We start from the raw sequence: 14,439 nt of genomic DNA on the forward strand, positions 1-14,439 counted from the left end.
AAGCCTGTTTAAGCTCCACGCTTAAAACAGACTTTTCCTACTTTTTATTTTAAAAACACATGACAAAAAGTTTGATTTTTAACTTAACACATCACTTCTATTGTAAATCCACCAGGTGCTTCAACGTAAAACGTATACGCATGGGCATGCTTAGGAGGCTCGACCAAAAATCCATCTTCCTTCAATCTTTGATTTATCTTATCTACTTGTTCTTCACTTTCTTGTGGAAATCCTACATGAAATGTTTTTGGATACTGAACTTCTTTTCCTTTCATTAACGTTAGTATAAATCCATCATTATCACGCATAACTGCAAAGGCATTCCCCCTTGTTCCACTACAAGTTAAGCCAAAATACTTTTCTAAAAACTCTCTTGCAGCTACTACATCTGCAACTGTTAAATTAAGATGTTTAATTCCCAATTCATCACCTTCTTTCTTAATTTTCTAACATTTTATCATACAATTAAAAAACACGCCTTTCACAGCGTGTTTCCTTGCTTTACATACACTTCAACAATCGGATTCTCTTTATGATCCGCATGCAAGCGTATATTCTCTTCACTTGTATTATAAATACTAGCTAATAACATTATCGTTAACACATTAGGTGTCTTCGCATCACTTCCGTATTTTCTCTCAAGCGCTTCCTTATATTCAAAATCTAAATCCCCCTGCACATATGTATACACTTCAAAACCATCTTCTAAATTGCAAACTACTGTATCAATAATATCTGCCCCTACTTGCTTCTTCATTTCCTCTCGCAACGCTTCAATAAATTCTTCCCACGGTACTTCGTGTGTCTGAAACTGATCTGTAGATTTCATGCCTTTTCCTCCTTATATATCCTCTTCTTATATTTCCCCTTTCCTATAACAATTATGATAGATAGGGCATTCGTACAAGCCGCACTTGTCCCCCTTACATATCGTATTACTGTAATGCGGAAGGAGGAAAGAACATGCATAGACAAAAATGTTATGATACATGCCGACGTTACTTCGGAAAAGTTGTTCGGATTGAAGACCGTGATGGCCGTATACATTTAGGGAAAATAATCGATGTGACACAAAGCTCTGTATGGATTGAACCGGTGCAACAGCGCTCATCTTTTGATTCAGGATTCGGCTACTATGACGCTTATGCAAACGGTGGTTGTGACCTTTGTGGAGGCCTTAGCAGGTGTGATAGTTGTGGATTCGGATGCGGTGGTGGATTCAGCAGCTGCGGATGTGGTGGTCGTGGTTGTAGTAGTTGTGGTTGCGGCGGCTGGGGAGGCGGCGGTTGTGGCTGGGGTGTTGAACTCGGATTTGGTTTCATCTTCGGAATTACATTAGCTGCATTATTTTTCATTTAACATAGTAAAGAGTTGGCTACCTTTAGCCAACTCTTTTTCTTTATTTTTCACATATAAAAATACGATGCCCTAAAATGTGTTGGTACATAAGCCGTATATTTTCATGCTGTACCCACGCCTCATATAACTCATTCGGAATATGTGAGGATACATTCCATTCTGGCTCTTCTACATAGCCAGAGATCGTTTCTGCAATCGTGCCACCGCCAGCAATTGTAATTCTTTTAAAATTTGCTTTCTGAAATAATTGTACCCACTCATTCTCCGTTAATAATTCTTTCATACCATATAATTGGGCGATTTTTTCTTCCTCACCCTTATCAATGTGCCTATCAATAATCATTTCAATGACAACAAGCTTACCGTCCTGCTGTAATACACGATAACACTCCGAGATAACCCTTTCTTTGTCTGTAAAAGCGATGATTGATTCTCCAAGTACGAACTCAAATGAGTTATTCAAACACGGTAAATGCTCCACATTTCCTTCAATTAATTGTATAGCTAACCCTTCAAACAACCATCTATCTTTTGCCTTTTGAATCATAATTTCATTCTTTTCAACCGTTGTTACTTTATAACCAAATTCCCTTGTCATATATGCCGCTGTTTTCCCCGTACCGCAACCTATCTCAAGGACATTCGCTCCATATTTAAAAGGCAGTTGTGCTAACAATTGTTTTGTTAACGTAAAGCCACCAGGATGAGCGCTTCCTATTCCGTAATAAGCTAGGAAATCGATGTATGTGTTTCGCTTCATGGGATTCTCCCTTTTTTATTTTATATATTCGAGCAAGGAAGAAAAGTGCATAGAAAAAAGGGCGTATTGTACGCCCCTCATCTTACTTATCCTCTGTAATATATGCCCATTTATAGCTGTAGTCTCCACCAACTGGATGGTGAACAATACCTTTTACTTTAGGTCTTTGAACGATAGCATCACCACGTTGATATAATGGTGCAATTACAGCATCATCAAGTAACATTTTCTCAGCTTTTAGTAAGCTATCCCAACGTTCTTTCGTTTTCGTTAATAGCTCGCCTTTACCTTTTTCTACAATTTCATCATATTTTGGATTTGAATATCCAGTTTGGTTATGAGGACCATTTGTAACGAACATATCAATGAATGTCATTGGATCTAAGTAATCAGGGCCCCAACCAGCGTAAGATAAATCATAATCTAAATCTGATTCTAATTTTAACTTTTGTTTAAACGGTTGATTTTTCAAGTTCACTGTTAACCCTGGTAAGTTTTTCTCAAGTTCTCCTTTTAAGAACTCCCCTACTTTTTTCGCATTATCGCTATCGTAGTTTAATAGCTCAATCGTTACTTGCTCTTTTCCAAGTTCTTTTTTCGCTTTTTCCCAATGCTCTTTTGCTTTTTTCACATCTGTTTTTAAAATATCTCCGTTATCTTTACGGAAGTCTTTTCCATCTGGACTCTTCGCAAATTCTTTTGGTACTAAGTAATCTGCCGGTGTAGATCCGTCATTTAAAATAACGTTCGTTAAGCCTTTTTTATCATATGCCTTTGCAATCGCTAAACGTAAATCTTTGTTTTTTAATACTGTATCTTGCCCACCACGTTTTTGGTTTAAACGTAAGAAGAACGTTGATGGTGTTTTTTGTGTATAGAAGTCTGGATTTGATTTATATTTGTCAACCATTTCAGATGTAAGTCCCGCACGATCGATTTGTCCACTTTCATATAAGTTTACACGTGTACCGCTATCTTTTACTACGTTAAAGTTGATTTCATCTAACTTAACTGTTTTATTATCCCAATATTGTGCATTTTTCTTTAATTTCCATCCTTCTTCATGTTTCCAGTCTGTTAATGTAAATGGTCCGTTGTATAACGTTGTATCTGCTTCTAAACCAAATTTTTCACCTTTTTCTTTTACGAATTTTTCATTTAACGGATAGAATGTTCCGAATGAAGTTAATTCTACAAAGTAAGGAACTGGATTTTCTAATTCTACCTCTAATGTGTAATCATCTACAGCTTTTACACCTAACGTATCAAGTGGTGCTTTCCCATCATTAATTGCTTTTGCGTTCTTTAAATCAAACATAATGTATGCATATTCCGCTGCTGTATTTTTATCTACCGCACGTTTCCAAGCAAACACGAAATCCTTCGCTGTTACAGGGTCTCCATTTGACCATTTTGCATTTTTATTTAATGTAAATGTATACTTTTTACCATCATCACTCTTTTTATATGATTCAGCAACCCCTGGAGCTGCCTTATTATCTTTATCAAGTCGATATAAACCTTCCATTACGTTGTTTAAAGCTAGAAACGATACTTGGTCTGTCGCTTTAGCAGAGTCCATAGATGGAATCTCTTGAGACTCTGTTAAATTAAGCACTTGCTTCGCCGCTAACTTTCCGCCTTCTTTTTCACCGCTTTTTGGTGTTGTGCTTGCCTTCTCTTTATCTCCTGATCCAGAGCAAGCTGTTAATGCCATACTCATTACTAAAACTGGTGCTACGACCGCTGTCAATTTTTTCATCTTTTTTCTCTTCATTTTTTTGTACCCTCCCCAATTATATGTACGATATTAACATTTAGAAATTCTCTACTAACTTTCGTTATCAGAAAATTCTTATTAATTAATATTCTACTGTTTTTTTAGATTTTGTAAAGTATTTTTGTAAATTTTCTAAATATTTATTTTTTTATTATAGTAACTTGTTGTTTTAACTACTATATGAATTATCCCCCGTCTACTATATGTAAACATCCCTCCCCTTATTCCAATCTATTACTACGTTCTATATTTTTCTTATTAGCATGAGGTCTCTTACTATCATTCATCTGTCTTACTACTTACTGACCTCTCTATTTTCCTCCGATAGAACCTTCCTAATTACCTACCCGATTCTCAATAGGCTAACGAGATTTATTCCCTTATGCATACTAAAAAGCATTTCAAAAGCAGCTCAGCCACTTTTGAAATGCTTTCACTTTATTTTTTTCCACCATCCTCAGTTACATACGCCCACTTAAAGCTATATTCTGGACTGATGTTATGTTTCACAATTCCTTTTACATTCGGTTTCATTACGTACGATCTTCCTGTTTGATATAAAGGAACTAACCCTGCATCTTCTTCAAGGAATAACTTTTCAGCTTTCCCTAACGTTTCCCAGCGTTTTTTCGCATCACTCATTAATTCATTACCTGCTTTTCCTACCATTTCATCGTATTTTGGATTTGAATAACTCATTTGGTTGTACGGGCTCTTCGATTCAAACATATCAATAAATGTCATTGGATCCGCATAGTCTGGACTCCAACCTGCATAAGAAATTTCATAATCTTGCGCAGTTTCTAATTTTAATTTTTGTTTGAACGGCTGAATTTTTGTATTAATCGTTACACCTTTTAAATTTTTCTCAATTTGATCTTTTACATAGTCAGCAATCTTTTTCGCAGTTCCATCATCATAACTTAGCAATTCAATTGTAACTTGATCTTTTCCAAGTTCTTTTTTTGCTTCTTCCCACGCTGCTGCTCCTTTTTTCGGATTATATTTCAGACCATTTTTAAATGTATCTTGATAATCTTTACCATCTGGCCCTGTCGCAAGTCCTTTTGGAACCAATTGATCTGTTGCTTTTGATCCATTATTTAAAATTACATTTGCCAATCCTTTTTTATCAACTGATAATGCAATTGCTTCACGTAGTTTTTTGCTCTTTAAAGGCGTATCTTGTCCGCTACGTTTTTGATTTAAACGTAAGAAGAATGTACTTGATTCCGCATACTCACCATATTCTTCTTTGTTCGATTTATATTTATCTACAAACTCTCCTGATAGTAATGTAAAATCAATTGATCCTGTATCATATAAGTTTACTTTCGTTGCAACCTCTTTTACTACACTATAGTTAATTTCTTCTAATTTCACAGTCTTTTTATCCCAGTACTTATCATTTTTCTTCAGCTGCCAACCTTGTTCATGTTTCCATGAAGACATAACGAATGGACCGTTATACACAGTTGTATCTGCTTCTAAACCGTACTTATCACCTTTTTCTTTTACGAATTTTTCATTTAATGGATAGTATGATGGGAATGCTAATAAATTTAAGAAATACGGTACCGGTTTTTCTAATTCTACTTCTAGCGTGTAATCATCTACCGCCTTCGCTCCTAATTCAGTTACAGGTTTTTCCCCTTTATTAATCGCTTCTGCATTTTTAATATAGTAAGCAATAAATGCATATTCTGCCGCAGTATTCTTATCAAGTAAGCGCTGCCATGCGAAAACGAAATCTTTCGCTGTTACAGGATCACCATTTGACCATTTTGCATCTTTTCGCAGTTTAAACGTATACTTTTTACCATCTTCACTTTTCGTACTAGACTCTGCCGCAGCAGGAATTGGCTTATTATCTTTATCAAGGCGATATAGGCCTTCCATCGTGTTCCCTAAAATTTGCGCACCTAATGTATCAGTAGATTTAGAAGTATCCATCGTCGGAATTTCTTGGTTTTCCGTACGATTTAATACTTGTTTCGCTGCATATTTAATATCAGATTTTTTTTCTTCCCCACTATTTGATGTAGTAGTCGTTTTCTTTTCCCCACCTGACCCAGAACATGCTGTCAATGCAACACTCATCGCTAAAACTGGTACCACAACTGCCGTTAACTTTTTCATCTTTTTTCTCTTCATTTTTGTACCCTCCCTAATTATATGTACATTACCAACCCTTGAGAGACCCCTTACTAAAGATTAATTTTTCAGAAAATTACAACTAATGTTATTCTACTCTTTTTTTCGCATTTGTAAATAGTTTAATTTTAAATATTATGACTTTTTTGTTTTAGTAGGATTTATCCCCCATCTACTATATGTACATACTATACACCTTATTCTCCTCTATTTAACCATACTAAAAATTAGTATTTTAAGCTCACAAAAAAGCATTTCAAAGTAGCTTAGCTACTTTGAAATGCTTTTTTAACTCTATTATTTTTCAGTTACATATGCCCATTTAAAGCTATATTCCGGACTGATATTATGTTTTACAATACCTTTAATATTTTGTTTTAGAACATATGCATCACCACGTTGGTATAAAGGTACAAGTGCTACATCTTTCTCAAGAAGTAATTTCTCAGCTTTTCCTAGCTCTTCCCAACGTTTCTTCGCGTCACCCATTAATTCAGTGCCAGCTTTTTTAATCATATCATCATACTTAGAATCAGCGAAGCTCATTTGGTTATGAGAATGATTAGACTGGAACATATCTAAGAATGTCATTGGGTCAGCATAGTCAGGTCCCCAACCAGCATATGATAAATCATAATCTTGCTCTGTTTCTAGTTTTAGTTTTTGTTTGAATGGCTGAAGTTTAATATTAACTGTTACACCTTTTAAATTTTTCTCAATTTGGTCTTTTACATATTCCCCTACTTTTTTCGCATTACCAGTATCATAGTTTAATAACTCAATTGTAACTTGGTCTTTACCAAGTTCTTTTTTCGCTTCTTCCCAGGCCGCAGCAGCTTTTTTCGCATCTGGTTTGATACCATTTTTAAATGTTTCTTGGAAGTCTTTTCCGTCTGGTCCAGTCGCTAACCCTTTCGGTACTAAGAAGTCTGCTGGTTTAGATCCGTCATTTAAAATAACGTTTGCTAAGTTTTTCTTATCGATAGAAAGCGCGATTGCTTCACGTAATTTCTGACTCTTTAATGGTGTATCTTGTCCACCACGTTTTTGATTCATACGTAAGAAGAATGTACTTACTTGTGAGTATGTGCCAAACTCCTCTTTGTTATTTCTATATTTGTCAACGAATTCACCTGATAGAAGTGCGAAATCAATTGCACCTGTATCAAATAAGTTAACCCTTGTATTTATTTCTTTTACTACACTATAGTTGATTTCATCTAATTTTACAGTCTTTTTATCCCAATATTGATCATTTTTCTTTAGTTTCCAGCCTTGCTCATGCTTCCAATCAGTAAGAACGAATGGTCCGTTATATACTGTTGTATCAGACTCTAAACCGTATTTATCACCTTTTTCTTTTACGAACTTCTCATTTAATGGATAGTACGATGGGAACGCTACTAAGTTTAAGAAGTATGGTACCGCTTGTTCTAATTCAACTTCTAATGTATAGTCATCTACCGCCTTAACTCCTAGTTCAGTTACTGGTTTTTCACCTTTATTAATCGCCTCTGCATTTTTAATTGGGAATGCGATAAACGCATATTCTGCAGTTGTTTTTGGATCTAATAATCGTTGCCATGCATAAGCAAAGTCTTTTGCTGTTACAGGATCACCATTTGACCATTTTGCATCTTTACGTAGTTTAAATGTATATTTTTTACCATCTTCACTTTTCGTACTAGATTCTGCTGCAGCTGGGATTGGTTTATTATCTTTATCTAATCGATATAACCCTTCCATTGTGTTCCCTAAAATTTGAGAACCTAATGTATCTGTATTTTTTGAAGTATCCATTGTTGGGATCTCATTTGTTTCTGTACGATTTAACACTTGTTTTGCTGCTAATTTTTCCCCTGATTTACTATCTCCACTAGAGCTAGAATTTGTGCTTGTCTTCTTATCTCCACCTGATGTAGAACATGCTGTTAACGCCATGCTCATTGCTAAAACCGGTGCTACAACTGCTGTTAGTTTTTTCATTTGTTTCTTTTTCATTTTGTACCCTCCCTAATTCTTAACGATAGCTATTAAAGAATTTTCTGATAATTCTGTTTTTCTCTATATATTTATCAGACGATTCTTACTAATTCTTATTCTACTAATTTTTTAATTTTTGTAAAGTATTATTATTGAAAATTTTTAAAAAATTATTTTTTTACAGTAATATTCATAAAAATTCCATATTTTGTTCAAACCTTATTTCGCATTCATACACATTCGTTGTTTTAATCACTTTCATCTCATTTACCACTTGAATACTTGTTAATTATTGCTAATAAATAATGCATATATCTAAAAACATCTTTTCTACAAAAATAAAAAAGTCAGCAAAGCTGACTTTTTACCCGACCATTTTCTCTCTTTTCATTTCCTCTACTACTCTCGTATACTTCTCATCATCAAATTCATTTTCACTTTTCGCAACAACTACAGTTGCAATACCGTTACCAATTAAATTAACGATAGCACGTGCTTCTGACATGAAACGATCTACACCAAGTAATAACGCTAAACCTTCTAATGGGATAACATTCATTGCAGATAGAGTAGATGCTAGTACAATGAATCCCCCGCCGGTTACTGCTGCTGCTCCTTTAGATGTAACTAACAAAATAGCTATTATAGTTAATTGTTGACCTAGTGAAAGATCGACGTGAAAAACTTGCGCTAAAAATATAGTTGCCATTGATAAATAAATCGTTGTTCCATCTAAGTTAAAAGAGTAACCTGTTGGAATGACTAAACCTACTACCGGCTTCGAACACCCGAAGTCTTCCATCTTTGTCATCATCCGCGGCAGTACTGATTCTGAAGATGATGTCCCGAGAACAATAAGTAATTCTTCTTTAATATACGCTAAATATTTCCACAAACTAAATTTATACAATTTACAAATAAAATTTAAAACAATAAAAACAAATAATGCCATTGTCGCATATACACAAATCATTAATTTACCAAGTGGTATGAGCGTGCTTAAACCATACTTCCCAATTGTAAATGCCATCCCACCGAATGCTCCAACTGGTGCTAATTTCATTACAATTGATAAAATGTTAAAAAATACTTTCGATAATCTTTCAAAAAAGTCAATAACCGGTTGTCCATTTTTTCCTAACATCGTTAACCCTGCTCCGAATAAAATGGAGAAGAACAGAACTTGTAAAATATCACCTTTGGCAAATGCTTCAAACATGTTAGACGGCACGATATGTAAAAAGAAATCCATCCATTTCATTTCTTGCCCACTTTGTACATATTGTGAAACATCTCCGCCTTTTAGTTTTGAGGGATCTAATCCATCTCCTGGACGTACAACATTCGCTACGATGATACCAATAATTAAAGCCGCTGTTGTAACAATTTCAAAATATAATAGTGCCTTCCCACCAACACGGCCTACCTTTTTCATACTTCCCATACTTGCAATACCGAGCACAATTGTTAAAAAGATAATCGGTGCAATAACCATTTTAATCATATTGATGAATGTTTCACCAATTGGCTTCATTTGTTGTCCAACACTCGGCCAAATTGCCCCTACTGCAATACCACAAATAATAGCCACAATAACTTGGAATGTCAAATTCTTTACAATTCTCATTTTTGATACTCCCCTGTATTTTCATTTCTGCCATACTATTTCAATAATTGCTAATGATATATTCTATGTAATAGCCCCCCTGTTATTTAACTTAAACTATAATTTTATGTTACACTATTATCTTAAACCTGAAAATAGTATATAATATTCACGAATAAAAGACATACTATTTAACGTAATAAAAAAGCAGACATTACATCTGCTTTAATTCTCCTCAATCTGTTTTTCACTTAATCCTAGATGTGTTCTAAGAGTATTACTCAAACTCTGTAGATCTTTTTTATTAGGATTATAATAATATACACGTTGCCCGTTTGGGCCATTAGGTAAGTATAAATCATCACCAGCTAATTGTATTTTTTCAACTGAACCGTTTAAACCGTATTTATAAAAAGATAAAATATCATCCATTACTAAATTTGTTTTAAAATCACCATCAACCGCCTCAACTATTTTTTCTAGCTTCGTAATCGATCCTACACTTTTTAATTTACTTAAAATCGCTTCAATAACAAGTTGTTGGCGCTGTCCTCTCATTGCATCACTATCAATATGGCGCGTTCTTGCTAGTGCAAGTGCTTCTTCCCCATTTAATTTTTGTAATCCTTTTTTCAAATGAATCGCATCAGGTTCATCTTTACTATTTTGCTCCGTAAATTCAACTGGGACATCCACTTCAATACCATCTAACCCATCAACAATTTTAGTAAAGGAACCAAAATTAAATTTCACAAAATAATCAACAGGCACCTGTAACAATTTTTCTACCGCTTCCACAGAAGCTTGCGGTCCTCCATCTTTACCATTTTTAACGAAACCACTTCCATATGCATGGGTTATTTTATCTTTTTTCTTTTCAACTGGAACATATGTATATGTATCACGCGGTATGCTCGTTAATTTCACTGTTTTATCGTCTTTATTAAAAGTCGCTAACAATAATGCATCTGTATGAAATGCACCATTATATTCCTTTTGTCGTTCTTGATTTTCATCAATTCCCATAATTAAAAGTGAAACATGATTTGCAATTGGCTTTACAGATTTCTCACGTAAATTGGATTTTTCACCTCGTGCTAAATTCAAATTAGATTTTTGTACAAGACTAGAAGTTTTCATATATACATAGGCCCCATAGCCAATTCCACCAAATAGTAATACCGCCAGTAGTAAACTTATTATCTTTTTCTTTTTATATTTTTGCTTATTTTTCTCTTCTCTTAAAGATGAATGATTCCCCATTTACTCTCCTCCTGTTTCTATTCATCCAATATGTTTTTCATTTTTTCATATTTAGCGCTATCCTTTTGAAACATACTTTCTTTCAATCCCTTATCTATTTGTATCCATTCAGTCGTAACTGAATATTGAATCAAGCCTTCTTGAAAACTAAGAAATTTCAACATAATCCCTGTATTTTTCTCCACAACCATTTCGAATTTCCCTCTTAAATCTTCAGAGGTGCTAACAGGCATCTCTATGTTTATAACTCCTTCAATTTTGTAACAATCTAATCCAAGATATTTCGTTTCTTTATAATTCCAATCTTTATATCGAATTAATAAATCTGCGAATTCTGATTGAATACTATATTTAGCTAGCCCTACATATTCATCATCATATCTCTTTTTCTCATCTGATTTTCTCACTAACCTTTCCGTAGGATTTAATTTTAATAGTTCATTGTTTCTTTCTTTCGGGTTCCATTTTGTCTCTTTATAGGTATACTTCTCATCATCAAACTCTTTTTTCTTCCCCTCGTTATATATAATTGTTCGTTTTTTGGCTAGTTTATCTTCTTTCGAAGAGATACCTCTTTGTTTCTCCGTATCAATCGCATACTTATATGTTGTAGCAATTCTTGATGAGCTAGAATATTCCTCAAATTGTCCTGAAATATTTTTAAAATAATCAATAGAATCTAGCATTTTTTGATGAATCTTTTCTTTATCTGGATAATGTACATTCGATTTTATTTCTTCTTCATTTTCATAATCAGAAAACGCTTTTTTCTTTACATATTCAAATACTCCACCATTTTGTGCAAAACTTTGTATAGAAAACTCAGACATAGATACCACTGAAAGTATACAAACCGCTGCACTAATTATCATCATATGAATTTTGTAACTCTTCTTTTTTACCTTAAGATTATGTAGCGTGCTATTAATCTTTTCATTTAACTCTGGAGGTACTATAACATTTTCATCTTTTATTCTCTTTTTTAATTTCTCATCAAATAATTTTTCATTATCCATCCTTTACACCCCCTATTCCATCTTTAATCGTTTTTGTAGTTGTTCCCTCGCACGTGATAATCTTGATTTCACTGTTCCTTTCGGTATTTCTAACAGCTTTGCTATACTCTCTTGATGCATGTCTTCATAGTAATAAAGCACCGTAACAGCTCTTAATTCTTCATGTAACGATTGAATCGCATTACACAAATCTATATCTTCATACTGATCACACGCACTCATAATGTAATCATTCTCTTCTGTCACAATTACATTTTTATACGCTCTAATAATATTGTTACACTCATTTATTAGTATTCGAATTAACCAAGTTTGAAAAAATTCTTCTTTTTTTAATTTTTTTATATTTTCATAGGCTTTTAAAATTGTTGTCTGTATCGCATCCTCTATATTTGTCTCATCACGTAACATCGCCTTTGCTATTCGATACATCTTCGCTTTTTCTGTATGTATAAGCGCTATAAAGGCTTCATGATCACCTTTTTTCGCTAAAGAAACACCCGTTTCTTCTTTTACAATCATTTTATATAAAGGGATTACTTTCACAATTGCTCCTCCTGTTTCATCCTCACTTCATCACTTCCAATTTAACTTTACATGTATTAGACGTATGAACCTAGAAAAAGGTTCATTTTTTTGAATATTTTCTTAATTAAAAAGATAAATATCCTTTATAAGTGTTATGCGATAAACATACTAGTTTAAATTTACAAATAAAAAAAGCCCACTTTCTCAGTGGACTTTCTACTCTATAACGGTAAATCCCTCTTCCTAAATAATACAATCGCTACGATAAAAATACAAAGCGCTACAGTAGTTAAACCTATACTTACCGGCCATATATTATATGATCCTTCAGCAATTTCTTTCGGACGAAACAGCGTGAATAATGATAGGTTTTTCATCCATTCTAACTTATCACTTAACTTCCCTACCATATCCAATACGAAAAATAAAATAGTTAAACTCGCTGAATAACTTAGTGCTTTTCTTTCGTCATTACATATACAAGAAAAGAAAAATGAATACGCACTAATGACTAAAAATATGAGCCCTCCGACTACATTTATCTTCAAAAATAATTCTTTATTTAAGTTGTTATCTTGTAAAAACCATTCTGCACCTACTAACCCAGCTACATACGTAACAGATACAATAATTAGAAGTCCCAATATGAGAACAGCAGCTTGTGTAATCGCAATTTGCACTCTAGATACAGGTGTTGCTAGCAAGTATGCCATTGCTCCTTTATCTACATGACGAGCAATTAAATGTGTCGCAACTGTTACGCAAAAAATTGTTAAAATGATAATAAACAATAGACTATAGTATTCGCCCGCTAGAAAATCCATTACGTTTTGAATCGGACTTTCCATACCAACGATTTTTTTCACACTATCAGGCATGGCAGCTATTAATTCATTTAGCCCTTTCGCTGATACCATTGACGGGAATATCCAAATTAATAACCACAGATATAAAGCTGCACCAGACGCATAACTCAAAATACTTTTTTGTGTTTCTTTCAAACTAGCTAAAAATAATTGCTTATTCATGCGTTACCCCTTCTTTCTTATCGTAATAATGCATAAATAAATGTTCTAAATCCATCGCTCTCGTTTGAAGTGCCGTTACATTATAGTTTGAAAGTGTTTGTAAAACAGTTTGATAGTTTCCTTGTACAATGATAGATGCCTCTCTACCTTTTACCGCTTCAAATTGCAAATTACACTTTGTAAGGGACTCAATCTCTTCTTGTGATGATACTGTTACATCTATCACCTGTCTTCTCATACTTTGTAAATCGTGAATATTTTCAACCGTTACGAGTCGACCATCTTTAATAATAGCTACTCTGTCACAAGTTCTCTCAATTTCAGTAAAAATATGTGATGACATTAGGATTGTTTTTCCTCTTTGCTTTTCCTCTAATATTAAATCTATAAACACTTGTTGCATAAGTGGATCAAGTCCAGATGTTGGTTCATCTAAAATTAACACCTCTGGATCGTGCATAAATGCAGCGACTATCCCTACTTTTTGCTTCATTCCTTTAGACATTTTGCGAATCGGTGTTTTCACATCAAATTGCAGACGCTCTATCAGTTCATCTCGTCTTTTCGTATCCTTTAATCCACGCATTCCCTGCATTAATTTTAAAAACTCTAATCCATTCATTCCTTCAATAAAAGAAATTTCACCTGGCAAGTAACCAACTTCCCTTTGAATTTTCGCTGCTTCATTCCAACAATCTAATCCAAAAATTGTCGCTTTACCAGCTGTCGGTTTTATAAATCCCATTAAATTACGAATCGTCGTTGATTTTCCGGCACCATTCGGTCCTAAATAACCAAATACTTCTCCCTCTTTTACATCAAATGTAATATGAAACAAACCTTTTCCATTCGAAAACTGTTTTGTGACATCTTGAACTGAAATCATAATTCCACCTCATTTTTTGAAATATTGAATATGTGATATTTCAAAATTATTGTACTCCTCACCTTCCATATTCGCA

General features: G+C 33.9%; 13 protein-coding genes. 1 reads left to right on the plus strand and 12 read right to left on the minus strand.

Going from position 1 to position 14,439, the window contains the following annotated elements; genetic code table 11:
* Positions 1-83: 83 nt before the first annotated feature.
* Both ACUL40_RS10100 and ACUL40_RS10105 read right to left on the minus strand, forming a co-directional pair.
* Positions 84-422: a VOC family protein gene (locus tag ACUL40_RS10100; protein ID WP_000511515.1), complete on the minus strand. Its 339-nt coding sequence runs from the start codon at positions 420-422 to the stop codon at positions 84-86.
* 59 nt (positions 423-481) lie between these two features.
* The gene (locus tag ACUL40_RS10105; RefSeq protein ID WP_000842881.1) at positions 482-829 is read right to left on the minus strand and encodes a hypothetical protein; all 348 of its coding nucleotides are present in this window, start codon (positions 827-829) and stop codon (positions 482-484) included.
* A gap of 134 nt (positions 830-963) precedes the next feature.
* On the opposite strand from ACUL40_RS10105, the gene ACUL40_RS10110 reads away from it, so the two are divergent.
* On the plus strand, positions 964-1,359 hold the full coding sequence (locus tag ACUL40_RS10110; protein WP_000555000.1) for a hypothetical protein: 396 nt from the start codon (positions 964-966) through the stop codon (positions 1,357-1,359).
* A gap of 40 nt (positions 1,360-1,399) precedes the next feature.
* Here the strand turns inward: ACUL40_RS10110 and ACUL40_RS10115 are convergent, their stop codons facing one another.
* The 10 genes from ACUL40_RS10115 to ACUL40_RS10160 all read right to left on the minus strand — a co-directional run bounded on the left by ACUL40_RS10115 (position 1,400) and on the right by ACUL40_RS10160 (position 14,363).
* A complete protein-coding gene (locus tag ACUL40_RS10115) occupies positions 1,400-2,119 on the minus strand; it encodes a class I SAM-dependent methyltransferase (RefSeq protein ID WP_000828243.1) in 720 nt (239 codons plus the stop codon).
* Positions 2,120-2,201: 82 nt separating this feature from the next.
* Positions 2,202-3,896, minus strand: coding sequence for a peptide ABC transporter substrate-binding protein (locus tag ACUL40_RS10120; protein ID WP_000823440.1), 1,695 nt, complete (start codon positions 3,894-3,896; stop codon positions 2,202-2,204).
* 441 nt (positions 3,897-4,337) lie between these two features.
* A complete protein-coding gene (locus tag ACUL40_RS10125) occupies positions 4,338-6,053 on the minus strand; it encodes a peptide ABC transporter substrate-binding protein (protein ID WP_000823468.1) in 1,716 nt (571 codons plus the stop codon).
* Positions 6,054-6,350: 297 nt separating this feature from the next.
* A complete protein-coding gene (locus ACUL40_RS10130) occupies positions 6,351-8,054 on the minus strand; it encodes a peptide ABC transporter substrate-binding protein (protein ID WP_000730163.1) in 1,704 nt (567 codons plus the stop codon).
* A 346-nt stretch (positions 8,055-8,400) separates the two neighbouring features.
* A complete protein-coding gene (locus ACUL40_RS10135; RefSeq protein ID WP_001223629.1) occupies positions 8,401-9,663 on the minus strand; it encodes a dicarboxylate/amino acid:cation symporter in 1,263 nt (420 codons plus the stop codon).
* 204 nt (positions 9,664-9,867) lie between these two features.
* Positions 9,868-10,905: an LCP family protein gene (locus tag ACUL40_RS10140; RefSeq protein ID WP_000526726.1), complete on the minus strand. Its 1,038-nt coding sequence runs from the start codon at positions 10,903-10,905 to the stop codon at positions 9,868-9,870.
* Between the two features lie 17 nt (positions 10,906-10,922).
* Positions 10,923-11,921, minus strand: coding sequence for an anti-sigma factor (locus tag ACUL40_RS10145; protein ID WP_134208893.1), 999 nt, complete (start codon positions 11,919-11,921; stop codon positions 10,923-10,925).
* A gap of 12 nt (positions 11,922-11,933) precedes the next feature.
* Complete coding sequence (locus ACUL40_RS10150) at positions 11,934-12,467, minus strand: sigma-70 family RNA polymerase sigma factor (RefSeq protein ID WP_326038477.1); 534 nt, start codon at positions 12,465-12,467, stop codon at positions 11,934-11,936.
* Positions 12,468-12,670: 203 nt separating this feature from the next.
* Positions 12,671-13,477, minus strand: coding sequence for an ABC transporter permease subunit (locus ACUL40_RS10155; RefSeq protein WP_001041427.1), 807 nt, complete (start codon positions 13,475-13,477; stop codon positions 12,671-12,673).
* Positions 13,470-14,363 (minus strand): ABC transporter ATP-binding protein, encoded by an 894-nt coding sequence (locus tag ACUL40_RS10160; protein ID WP_000626569.1) that lies wholly within the window; start codon positions 14,361-14,363, stop codon positions 13,470-13,472. Before ACUL40_RS10160 ends, ACUL40_RS10155 begins: the two co-directional genes overlap by 8 nt.
* Positions 14,364-14,439 lie beyond the last annotated feature (76 nt).

This window comes from Bacillus sp. KNSH39, from assembly GCF_052656585.1.